The sequence below is a fragment of the Psychromonas sp. MB-3u-54 genome (assembly GCF_002836415.1).
Lineage (GTDB): Bacteria > Pseudomonadota > Gammaproteobacteria > Enterobacterales > Psychromonadaceae > Psychromonas.
Genome location: NZ_PJBP01000087.1, coordinates 26,777 through 38,885 on the forward strand (window position 1 = coordinate 26,777; position 12,109 = coordinate 38,885).

A 12,109-nucleotide genomic window follows, 5' to 3' on the forward strand; every position below is an offset into this window, starting at 1 on the left:
TTGAGATCACAACAAGAAAAACGACAAGCTAGAGATTAGTCAGAAAGCTGAAATTTGGCAACACAAAAAACAGCATCCAGTTCAAAATTTTAATAAATAGGTTGACTTAACATTCTAAATATGAGTTTTTATTGGCGCAGGCTGCTATAGAACTTAAATTTTTGCGGCATTCCCCTATGTTCTGCTCCTGAATTTTTTGGGGAAATCATCAAAACGGCTTATACAAAGCAGCGTTATATTGTCCTTATTAACGGGGCATGGAATGCACCCTACCGATTGCATCGACCATGGTCATTAACGATGCATGGAATGCATCCTACAAATAACGTAACCCGTAGGGTGCGCTTCGCGCACCGATCAACATTAACGGTGCGCGGAGCAATATTAATGGTGCATAAATACACCGTACCGATGGTATCGGCCGTGGTCATTAATGATGCATGGAATGCATCCTACAAATAACATAACCCGTAGGGTGCGCTTCGCGCACCGATCAACATTAACGGTGCGCGGAGCAATATTAATGGTGCATAAATACACCATACCGATGGTATCGGCCGTGGTCATTAACGATGCATGGAATGCATCCTACAAATAACGTAACCCGTAGGGTGCGCTTCGCGCACCGATCAACATTAACGGTGCGCGGAGCAATATTAATGGTGCATAAATACACCGCACCGATGGTATCGGCCGTGGTCATTAATGATGCATGGAATGCATCCTACCGATAACATCACCGCACCGGGTAACATTAACGGTGCATAAATACACCGTATCGATGGTATCGGCCGTGATCATCAACGATGCATGGAATGCATCCTACAAATGACATACCCGTAGGGTGCGCTCTGCGCACCGATTGTCTGTGTTATTCACCAAATTCATTATCAATCCCGTCACCAGCAACATTAACGGTGCATAAAATGCGTCCTACCGATGGCATCGACCGTGGTCATTAACGATGTATAGCATGCCCCCCACCAATAACATAACCCGTGATCATCAACGGTGCATAAAATGCATCCTACAAATAACCTACCCGTAGGGTGCGCTCTGCGCACCGATTGTCTGTGTTATTCACCAAATTCATTATCAATTTCATCAATCCCGTCACCAACAACATTAACGGTGCATAAAATGCACCGTACCGATTGCATCGGCCGTGGTCATTAACGATGCATAAAATGCATCCTACCGATGGTATCGACCGTCGTCATTAATGATGCATGGAATGCATCCTACAAATAACATAAACCGTGATCATTAACGGTGCATAACATGCCCCCACCAATAACATACCCGTAGGGTGCGCTCTGCGCACCGATTGTCTGTGTTATTCACCAAATTCATTATCAATCCCGTCACCAGCAACATTAACGGTGCATAAATGCACCGTACCGATTGCATCGACAGTGGTCATTAATGATGCATGGAATGCATCCTACTGATAACATAAACCGTGATCATCAACGATGCATAAAATGCATCCTACCGATGGCATCGACCGTGGTCATTAACGATGCATGGAATGCATCCTACAAATGACATAACCGTAGGGTGCGCTTCAGCACCGGGTAACATTAACGATGCATGGAATGCATCCTACAAATAACATAAAAAAACCCGCAACGTTTTGATTAAAAAGCGTTGCGGGTTTTAGTCGTATATACCCCATCGGTTGCATAGACTGTGGTCATTAATGATGCATAAAATGCATCCTACAAATGACATAACCGTAGGGTGCGCTCTGCGCACCGATTACCTACCTTTTTGCGACCGAATGAAGATTTATATGCAGGGCTTAAGCCTTTTAGCCTTTTAGCCTTTTAGCTTTACAGCTTTATAGCTTTATAGCTTTAGTTTATGCACATCCGATGAAGAAACGTCAGAAAATTGTGATTTTAAGACTTTCTTACTTTCCATATGGATTTCGCCACCTTTGGCGATCGAAAAGTGATCTGGCTTATCATTAAATTGACTTTGATAGACCATCAAAAATTGCAGAGAATCCGCTTTTTGCTGTGCCGTTAATTTATCGCCGTTTACCCATTTACCCGTTTCAACAGCCTCTTTGAGTTGATTGTATACTGCGGGTGATATGCTCTGCGCATAATCCGTCATCTCTTTCATGATGCTTCCTCATTAATTCTGTTTAAGATGTCATTATTAATTTAAAAATCAATATCCCATAAAAAAGCCCTAACAAAGCGGTGCCAGGGCGTTAAATTTAGTTTATTTTAAGATAAATTATTGGCTGCAATTTATACTTGTACCGTTAATCATTAAGTTAAATGGCGTACACACTTTAACAAAATAACGGATCTGGCTTTAACTTGAATAGCGTCGGTGATATTAGCCTCTTCGTCGGTTAATTTACCCGACGAACAAACCGTATTTATTTTCATTTTCCAAGCCAAACCAACTTCTAAGGACGGCAAATTACAAGTAATGTGATAACTCGATGAGTTTAATATTATAAACCAACGCTCACCCAATTGCTTTTCCTCGCGCAATTCAACCGCAATCGCTTGAGAATTACTCGCGTGCCAATCAATCTCTTCCATTATCTCACCATTAGGGTGATACCACTGGACAAGATCTGAATTTTCACAGCGGTCAATACAATCATCACTGAGTGAAAGACTGCCAAATATATGAGATTCCTTACGTAGTTTTATAACCTCACTGGTAAAAGAAAATAGTTTTTTATCAGCATCAGTTAAATTCCAACTTAACCAGGTTAGAATATTATCCTGGCAATAAGCATTATTATTACCGGTTTGGGTATGACCCATTTCATCACCCGATAAAAAATGGGGTGTGCCCTGAGAAAGAAATAAACTGGCAATTAAATTACGTTTTTGCTGTTGGCGTATTTGATTGATTTTGACATCATCGGTTTGACCTTCAACACCATAATTAGCAGATAAATTATGCCCATGACCATCGCGACTTTTTTCACCGTTAGCTTCATTGTGCCTGCGCTCATAGGAAACAAGATCATCCATTGTAAAACCATCATGATAGCAAATGTAATTAACGCTAGTGGAAATAGAGCGGTAACTCTTGGCAAATACGTCACGGGAACCGAGTAAACGTGTGGCAAGATCGCCCACGTTACCGGTATCTCCACGCCAGAAAGAACGTAATGTATCGCGATAACGGTCGTTACACTCTAACCAATCACTGGGAAACCCGCCTAAACGATATCCTCCAGGGCCGATATCCCAAGGCTCAGCAATCAACTTGACGCGGCTTAATACCGGATCCTGTAACAGTGCTTTAAAAAAGGCACTGTGTTTATTAAAACCATTCGCTTCACGGGCGAGGGTCACAGCCAGGTCAAAACGGAAACCATCAACCTGCATTTCTGTTACCCAATAACGCAATGAATCGAGTGCTAATTTTAAAGCCCAAGGGTAATCAAGGTTTATCGTATTACCACAGCCGGAATGATTACTGTAGTTTGAATAATTAAAATGGTTGCCATCCACTTCTTTTTCAAAGGTATAATAGTTACGGTTATCAAACCCTTTTAAACTCAGGATTAGACCGTTGTTTCCCGCCTCTGCGCTATGGTTATAAACCACATCTAAAATGACTTCTATGCCTTCAGCATGAAGTTCGCGCACCATGGTTTTAAATTCATTGACCGCATCAAATTGTGAATAACGGTTTTCAGGCGCAAAGAAGTTAATCGGGTTATAACCCCAATAATTGGTTAAACCAAAACTTTTAAGTCTTAATTCACTCACAAAGCTAAACACCGGCATTATCTGCAAACTGGTAATGCCCAAAGCTTTATAATGTTTAATACTTTCAGGATGTGATAAACCAAGATATTTACCACGTTTTTCCAACGGAATTTTTTTATTACGCTGGCTGAAACTCTTTACATGTACTTCGTAAATGATGCGCTCATGCTCAGGAATATTAGGTTTAGTGACTCCTTTCCAATCAAAACTGTTATCAATAACAACTGACTTAACCACCTGAGAGTGATCGTCATCACTCTGCGCCTGAGCAAAGTTATGCTGGACACGATTTAAAGCCCTTGCATAGGGATCAATTAATAAATTATTTTGATTAAACAAAAGACCATTTTCTGGTTGGTAATCACCGTATACCCGATACCCGTATAGCTGTCCCTTTTTGACCTGATCAACAAAAATGCTCCACATCTTCCCTTGTTTGACTTCAAGAGGATAGTTAGCAATTTCATTTTCATGTTTATCAAATAAACATAAGTCAACGCGATAAGCGCCTAAGCTATAAACTGAAAAGTGACAGCCTTCTTTATCTAGAATTGCACCAAGGGGCAGAAACTGCCCGCGTGATGCAGAGAAAGGATGCTTTTTTTTATCCAGTTCTAAGAGTTTATCTTCCAATTATTTTACCTTTTTTTGTAAATACACAGTGGATAAAGGGGGTAAATTCAGTTTAATTGAATATTCCTTACCTTGCCACTGTTGTTCTTCTGCAACAAAGACGCCCATTTTATCGCCCATTGCATAATTACTGCCCCAATAATATTCACTATCGGTGTTTAAAATAACTTCATAATCAGCTAATTCATCAACGGCCACCCGGTAACCATCACGGGGTAACGGGGTAAAGTTAGACAGGCAGATAACCTGTTTATCTTGCGCTAGGTTTTTCCTTACAAAAGCAAGGATACTTTTTTCCCCATCGGAATGATCTAACCATTCAAACCCTTTCGTATCGTAATCAGCTTCATAGAATGCAGAGTTGTTTTTATAAGCTTTATTCAAGTCACAGGTAAGTAGCTTTTGACCTTTATGTTTATCAAACTTCAACAAGCCCCAATCTAATCCCTTGTTATAATTCCATTCACTCGCTTGCGCAAATTCAGTGCCCATAAAGTTTAATTTTTTGCCCGGATGAGCATACATATAGCCCATATAAGCACGTAAATTGGCAGCCGCTTGCCATTCATCACCCGGCATTTTGCCAATTATACTTTTTTTACCGTGCACTACTTCATCATGAGAAATAGGTAAAACAAAGTGTTCATTGTAATGGTAAACCATCGAAAAGGTCATTTCATGATGGTGGTATTTACGATACATAGGATCTGTTTCCATGTAACTTAAGGTATCGTTCATCCAACCCATATTCCATTTAAAACCAAAACCTAAACCACCTTCAAAAGTAGGTTTAGAGACACCCGCAAAGGCAGTTGATTCTTCCGCTATGGTCATTGCATTTGGATATTGACCGTATACTTCTTCATTAAACCATTTTAATAAGCTAATAGCTTCATAGTTATGGTTACCACCATCTACATTAGGTACCCATTCGCCTTCTTCACGTGAATAATCCCAATGCAGCATTGAAGCTACGGCATCAACACGTAAACCATCAACATGGAATTTATCTAACCAGATTAATGCACTTGCCACCAGAAATTGACGGACATGATCGCGACCAAAATCATAAATGTATGAGTTCCAATCTAGATGCCAACCACGGCGCGGATCTTCATACTCGTATAAAGGTGTGCCATCAAAGCGCGCTAAACCGTGCGGATCCGCAGGGAAATGTGCAGGTACCCAATCAACAATGACCGAAATACCAGCCTGGTGACATTGATCAATGAAATATTTAAGATCGTCCGCATCACCAAAGCGGCTGGTTGCCGCAAATAGACCAACGGGTTGATATCCCCACGAACCATCATAGGGAAATTCAGAAATGGGCATGACTTCAAGGTGCGTATAGCCCAATTCAAGCAGATAAGGAATGAGTTCAGCAGCCAGTTCACGATAGGTAAGCATACGATCGACACCATTTTCGTGTTTACGCTTCCATGAGCCTAAATGCACTTCATAGATGCTCATTGCGCTATAACGTTTGTCACCTGTTTGTGATGCGCGCCATTCCTGATCGTTCCATTGGTAGAGATCATGATCAACAACAATCGACGAATGAGACGGGTATAGCTCAGCTTGGAAACCGACAGGATCCGCTTTATGCGGCAGACGATTACCTAATCCATCTTTGAGTTCAAATTTATAAGCACATCCCGCTTTTAAATCCGGTACAAAAATAACCCAATGCCCACACCAGCTGCGCTGCATGGGTTGACGTCGTCCATCCCAATGATTGAATTGAGTGATCAGGCTGACACTGGTGGCATTCGGCGCATAGACAATAAAACGTACGCCAGAGATATCGATGTCACCAACATGTGTTGTTTTAAGTTGTGCACCTAATGTTTTATAAACATTTTGCGGCGCTTCATGCAAGGTAGACAAACCATCAAAAGCGATCTCATGGAATTGATAAGGATCGACAAAACGATGCTCGCCAGCAGCGTAAACGGCCTTAAATTCATAAATGAATTTTTCGTTCAGTTCTGGCAATTCAATTTCAAATAAACCCGCTGCATCTATTAACTTCAGCTCAGTTAATGGCTTTTCTTCTGATAAAGCATACAGCTCTACTTTTTGGGCATCGGGTAGCCAAGCGCGGACCACAAACCCTTTGCCTTTAGGGTTTTTCAACAAACCCAACTGCTCAAAAGGATCAGGTAATTTCGCTTCGTTCAGTAATGAAATTAAAGAGGCATGGACCTCAGGTACCACTGCCTTTTTAGCCTCATTTTTTACCGGCTTAGTTGTTTTTTTTGCCGCTTTAGTTACAGTTTTATTCATAATTTAAGAGCCTACTGGTTAATGTTAAATAGCAATTATATTTTACCGTTGCGCGCTTGAGATAATTTATTGAGCAGTGTTTTTATGTCTGGATCGGTAAATATCTGCTCAATATTTTTTGACAGTTTACGTTGCCAGTTCTTATATTCATCTGAAGTCCCGGGTACGTTAACCGGTTGATCCATTTCTAAAAAGTCTTCCAACTGCAAACTTAATAATGCGGAATTACCGGCCGCCAGATGGGTTTGCAAGGCGAAGTTTAAAGTTTGATCCATCGGAGTTATGTAAGCATCTCGCGGAAAATTACCGGGTAAGCGATTGTGACCATGCAAACTGTCCAGTATCTGCTGTTTACAACGTATACGATTTTCGAGTAGCTGTTGATAAGCGACCGGATCAGGATACAGCCCCAATTCTCTGCCAAGGTGAAGATCTTCACAATTCCAGAAACCTTTAATGGTTGGCATATCATGGGTCGACAGTGTTGCCATTGCCTGCTCACTGTAATGTGAAGGTGATATATAACCACCATCCGATGCGACTTCGAAGAAAAATACCTTATAAGAATACACACCGGCATCTTTTAATAAAACATCCATCCCTTCGGGTACAGTACCCAGGTCTTCGCCAATAACAAGACACTCATTACGAACACTCTCAAGTGCCAATAAATTAAGCATGTCATGTACCGCATAATAGACGTATGCCCCTTTATCTGCACCACCATTTTCAGGAACCCACCAAAGTCGTAATAAGGCCATCACGTGATCAATACGCAGTGCACCACAATGACTCATATTAGACTGCAACAGATCGATAAAGGGCTGATAACCCGCTTTGATCATTTGATCCGGTGCTATTGGCGGTAATCCCCAACTTTGTCCGAGAGGACCAAGCACATCCGGTGGCGCACCGATACTGATATTCTCACAATACAGCGAGCGGTTTGCCCAAATATCAGAGCTGCTTTTACCCACACCGACCGCCAGATCCCGGTAAATACCTAATGTCATTCCCAGAGATTTAGCTAATTGATGCGCTTCTTCGAGTTGCAATTCAGCAATCCACTGGCAATAGCACCAAAATAACACCTGATCCTGATTATCTTTTATCCATGCCTGTGATCCATCACTTTGAAAGGACTGAAATTCTTCAGGCCATGATGGCCAGCCCCAGGAATTTGAATCTTCAGCAAGGAATTTAAACTGCAGAGCATCGTAACTTGCTTGTTGCTGTAATGATTCGCCTTTTTGCTCAACATAAATTTGCAAACTGGCTAGCCGTTTTATACTTGCCGCACTGCCATCATTAAGTGTCGCAAATAATGCTTTTAATATTTCAAGTTTAAGTGCAGTCACCTTTTCATAATCGACCCAATCAGTCTCACGTAAACTTGTTAGCTGATGTTGAAATTGATCACTTTCTATTTCAGTTTGTAAGGCTTTATTACGTTTCAGCTCATCAACTGCAGTGAGATCCGTATATAAAATATTGAGCCATTTTCTTGAAGAGGGACTGTATGGGCTTGCCTGCTTAGGCTGGGAAGGAGATAACGCATGGATAGGGTTTAAGCCGATAAAATCACCGCCCGTTTCGGCGGTGTTTTTTAACAAGGTTTTTAAATCGCTGAAATCACCAATGCCCCAGTTAACCTCACTCTTAACACAATAAAGCTGGACACTGGCGCCCCAAACCTTTTTCCCCTGGTCTATCTTCTTCGGCGTATAACAACTTGCCGGCGTAATGATTAAAGACATTGTTGCCAGTGCTTCATCATTACCTTGTTCATAAAGCGATAAGGAATGATAACCAAAAGGCAAATCTAAGGTCAGTGCCATCTGATAACAGTGAAATTCAATATCTGAAATTTCGTTAACCGCGATTAACGGAAATTTTATTGCGGATAAGGTCTGCGTAATTTCATTTTTATCTTCGGTGGTGATTTTATAGAGCAAATCATCCGTTGCAAAATCAATCGGTAAACAGATATCCAGGGTATAAGTATCGTGCTTTTCATAAATAGCAACAGGCGGTAATAAAGATAACCAATGCTGCTTTTCCTGTTCGAGGTAATGCGCGGTTAGTGCATCATCATTATCGGCTTCGTAGCCCATTTTATTGATGATATTTCTAATGTTTTCATCTGAAATTTTAGCAGGTTTCCCCCATGCATCAACAAAACCAGGATCAATTCCTTTTAATTCCATAAACATATTTAAAGCTGAGTTAGTCATGTGACACCTATTTTTATCTAAAAATACAACTTATCAGTATTATTAATCGTTTCCCACATTTCATCTGTTAAAAGTTCAATAGCAGTTTAAAATGGAAAAATTTAATACTTGTTTCTAGAATATATTTAATATATCGCTCTGGAATATATAAACATTTTATGATTTAGTGTACAAGTACTACTAATAGATTTACTGAAAAAACAGTTCACATCCCACTTTATTATTTTGCACCTAGGGTGCCAATAAACAAGTGCTAAAAGCGTTATCTTAACCCAATACAACACCTCATCACATAGGATTTTTTCATGCTACGTCACATTTCTTTAGATAAAATAAAGACGTTATCCACAGCCGTTAGTATCCAAGCCGATGCAGCCGGTTATGAATTTTTAATCATCGGGCACGAAAAATTTGATGCCGCTTTTGCGCTTCATGGCGGCCATCTTGTGCATTTCCAATTAAAAGAACAACCGCCCATTATCTGGTTAAGTAAAACCGCCATTTATAATCAGCAAAAGGCAATTCGTGGCGGCGTCCCCGTTTGCTGGCCCTGGTTTGGTGCTGCCGATAAATCTTTGGGAGAAAACCTACCTGCACATGGATTTGCCCGCACCAGCAAGTGGGAGCTTGCTGCGCATAACGAATTTTCCGAGGGTGTGGAGATTGAACTGCGCTTAACCGACAACGCGGCAACGCGGGAAATCTGGCCATTTCAATTTGAATTAGTGCTAAAGGCGACCTTAACTGATCAAATAAAACTTGAGTTGATCAGCAAAAACACCGGCAACAGCCCTTTCTCATACCGAGGGGCTTTACACACTTATTTAAATATTAGTGCGCCGGAGTCATGTGCTATTTCGGGCTTAAATAACAACTATAATGATTCGTTGAATAATGGCCAGGCAAAGTCCGGTGACAGCACATTAAAAATCACAGGTCCGATCGATGCTATCTATAAAAAAGCGCTTTCCCCTATTAAATTGTCAGATAAGCAGTTTAACCGCCAACTTATTATAGACAACTCAGGTAATGACACCGAAGTTTTATGGACTCCTTGGGTCGCTGGTGCGCAAGCTTTTGCAGACATGACGGATCAGGGTTACAAAACCATGTTCTGCATTGAATCTGCTATTACAAATAAAAGCGGAGTAACAGTAAAACCGGGGCATTCACACAGCCTGACAAGCACAATAAAATCTCATCTAGGGTGAAAATATTTTCGTATTTCGACATTTTTAAAATGGGAATATTACTGAAAATTGACCACCAGATAAAAGAGTTTGCTAACATAAAACTGAGTTAAATACCTGTTTAGCTTTCTTTTTTGTGTGTTAGCCATTAAAATAGCTGTGTAATTTAATTACAAATGATTTTTTCTATAAGCACAATGATAAAAAAAAGACATTATTTACTCTTTTTATGAAAATTTATCATACAAGGCAATTAACTTGACTAACACTAAGTAACTTGACTAACATCAAGCCTTTGGTGTTAGTGGCACCTATAATAGACACAGTTTTTAAAATCAAACCATCCAAAAGGATCTATAAAAAATGACAATTAAAGTAGGTATTAACGGTTTCGGTCGTATCGGACGTTTCGTCTTCCGTGCAGCATGTGAACGTACTGATATTGATGTTGTAGCAATCAATGACTTGATAGATGTTGATTATATGGCTTACATGCTTAAATATGACTCAACTCATGGTCGTTTTAACGGTACAGTTGAAGTTCAAGACGGTAACCTAGTTGTTAACGGTAAAACAGTTCGCGTAACTGCAGTCCGTAACCCTGAAGAACTAAAATGGGATGAAGCTGGCGTTGATGTAGTTGCTGAAGCAACTGGTCTTTTCCTCACTGACGAAACAGCTCGTAAGCACATCACTGCTGGCGCTAAAAAAGTTGTTTTAACAGGCCCTTCTGGCGATGTTCCAATGTTCGTTAACGGCGTAAACTTTGCTGCATACGCAGGTCAAGATATCGTTTCTAACGCTTCTTGTACTACTAACTGTCTTGCACCTATCGCTAAAGTACTTAACGATAAATGGGGCATTGAGTCTGGTCTAATGACTACAGTTCATGCAACTACTGCAACTCAAAAAACCGTTGACGGCCCTTCTGTTAAAGATTGGCGCGGTGGTCGTGGTGCTTCTCAAAACATCATTCCATCATCAACTGGTGCAGCTAAAGCAGTAGGTAAAGTAATCCCTGCTCTTGACGGCAAATTAACGGGTATGGCTTTCCGTGTACCAACTGCAAACGTTTCTGTTGTTGACTTAACTGTTAACCTTAAAACAGCTGCTACTTATGCTGAAATCTGTGCTGAAATGAAGCGTGCTTCTGAAAATGAATACGCTGGCGTTCTTGGTTACACAGCAGATGCAGTTGTTTCTCAAGATTTCATCGGTGAAACTCAAACTTCAGTATTTGATTCTACTGCAGGCGTTTCACTAACTGACAAATTCGTTAAAGTAGTATCTTGGTACGACAACGAAATCGGTTACTCAAACAAAGTTCTTGACCTAGTTACTCTTATTTCAAAATAAGCAATAATTAGCTAAAACTTGTTGTAAGCCTGTGTTTTTACACGGGCTTTTTTGTACCTAAAATTCGCCCGAAGCTAAAAACTCGAAGCTCGAAAGCTCGAAGCTCGAAGTTTAAGAAATTGAATCGACATCATAAGTTAATAAATGGAATGGGAATTATGTTATTTGTAGGGTGCATTCTATGCACCGCAGCCAGCTGCAATCGGTGCTGAAGCGCACCCTACGGGCACAATAAGCAATAATTAGTCAAATTTGTTTTAAGCCTGTACTTCGGTATGGGCTTTTTTGTACCTAAAATTCGCCCGAAAGCGCGAAAACTCGAAGCTAAAAACTCGAAGCTCGAAGTTTAAGAAATTGAATCGACATCATAAGTTAATAAATGGAATGGGGATTATGTTATTTGTAGGGTGCATTCTATGCACCGCAGGCAGCTGCAATCGGTGCGCAGAGCGCACCCTACGGGCACAACAAGCAATAATTAGTCAAATTTGTTTTAAGCCTGTACTTCGGTATGGGCTTTTTTGTACCTGAAATTCGCTCGAAAGCGCGAAAGCTCGAAGCTCGAAGCTCGAAGTTTAAGAAATTGAATTGACATCATAAGTTAATAAATGGAATGGGGATTATGTTATTTGTAGGGTGCATTCTATGC

8 protein-coding genes are annotated in these 12,109 nt (G+C 40.6%); 4 read left to right on the plus strand and 4 right to left on the minus strand.

What is annotated here, in order from left to right:
• Positions 1-309 precede the first annotated feature (309 nt).
• Together CXF72_RS19205 and CXF72_RS19210 are read left to right on the plus strand one after the other, a co-directional pair.
• Positions 310-462: a hypothetical protein gene (locus tag CXF72_RS19205; protein ID WP_157823169.1), complete on the plus strand. Its 153-nt coding sequence runs from the start codon at positions 310-312 to the stop codon at positions 460-462.
• Between the two features lie 119 nt (positions 463-581).
• Entirely contained in the window at positions 582-734 is a 153-nt protein-coding gene (locus tag CXF72_RS19210; protein WP_157823170.1) for a hypothetical protein, read from the plus strand.
• A 1,117-nt stretch (positions 735-1,851) separates the two neighbouring features.
• Here the strand turns inward: CXF72_RS19210 and CXF72_RS01875 are convergent.
• From CXF72_RS01875 to malQ, 4 genes are all read right to left on the minus strand, one after another.
• Positions 1,852-2,133, minus strand: a complete 282-nt coding sequence (locus tag CXF72_RS01875) for a YeaC family protein (protein WP_101036442.1) — start codon at positions 2,131-2,133, stop codon at positions 1,852-1,854.
• Positions 2,134-2,285: 152 nt separating this feature from the next.
• A complete protein-coding gene (glgX, locus tag CXF72_RS01880; RefSeq protein WP_101036444.1) occupies positions 2,286-4,391 on the minus strand; it encodes a glycogen debranching protein GlgX in 2,106 nt (701 codons plus the stop codon).
• On the minus strand, positions 4,392-6,680 hold the full coding sequence (glgB, locus tag CXF72_RS01885; protein WP_198552469.1) for a 1,4-alpha-glucan branching protein GlgB: 2,289 nt from the start codon (positions 6,678-6,680) through the stop codon (positions 4,392-4,394).
• A gap of 35 nt (positions 6,681-6,715) precedes the next feature.
• The gene (gene malQ / locus CXF72_RS01890) at positions 6,716-8,914 is read right to left on the minus strand and encodes a 4-alpha-glucanotransferase (protein WP_101036446.1); all 2,199 of its coding nucleotides are present in this window, start codon (positions 8,912-8,914) and stop codon (positions 6,716-6,718) included.
• A 305-nt stretch (positions 8,915-9,219) separates the two neighbouring features.
• Here malQ and CXF72_RS01895 point away from each other — a divergent pair, with 305 nt between their 5' ends.
• Both CXF72_RS01895 and gap read left to right on the plus strand, forming a co-directional pair.
• The gene (locus CXF72_RS01895) at positions 9,220-10,125 is read left to right on the plus strand and encodes a D-hexose-6-phosphate mutarotase (protein ID WP_101036450.1); all 906 of its coding nucleotides are present in this window, start codon (positions 9,220-9,222) and stop codon (positions 10,123-10,125) included.
• A gap of 342 nt (positions 10,126-10,467) precedes the next feature.
• Positions 10,468-11,460 (plus strand): type I glyceraldehyde-3-phosphate dehydrogenase, encoded by a 993-nt coding sequence (gene gap / locus CXF72_RS01900; protein WP_101036451.1) that lies wholly within the window; start codon positions 10,468-10,470, stop codon positions 11,458-11,460.
• Positions 11,461-12,109: the final 649 nt, after the last annotated feature.

What these genes read in the sequence shown, in the direction of transcription:
- CXF72_RS19205 (WP_157823169.1), top strand. Translation starts at nt 310, where the DNA reads ATGCATCCTACAAATAACGTAACCCGTAGGGTGCGCTTCGCGCACCGA.
- CXF72_RS19210 (WP_157823170.1), top strand. Translation starts at nt 582, where the DNA reads ATGCATCCTACAAATAACGTAACCCGTAGGGTGCGCTTCGCGCACCGA.
- CXF72_RS01875 (WP_101036442.1), bottom strand. Translation starts at nt 2,133, where the DNA reads ATGAAAGAGATGACGGATTATGCGCAGAGCATATCACCCGCAGTATAC.
- glgB (WP_198552469.1), bottom strand. Translation starts at nt 6,680, where the DNA reads ATGAATAAAACTGTAACTAAAGCGGCAAAAAAAACAACTAAGCCGGTA.
- malQ (WP_101036446.1), bottom strand. Translation starts at nt 8,914, where the DNA reads ATGACTAACTCAGCTTTAAATATGTTTATGGAATTAAAAGGAATTGAT.
- CXF72_RS01895 (WP_101036450.1), top strand. Translation starts at nt 9,220, where the DNA reads ATGCTACGTCACATTTCTTTAGATAAAATAAAGACGTTATCCACAGCC.
- gap (WP_101036451.1), top strand. Translation starts at nt 10,468, where the DNA reads ATGACAATTAAAGTAGGTATTAACGGTTTCGGTCGTATCGGACGTTTC.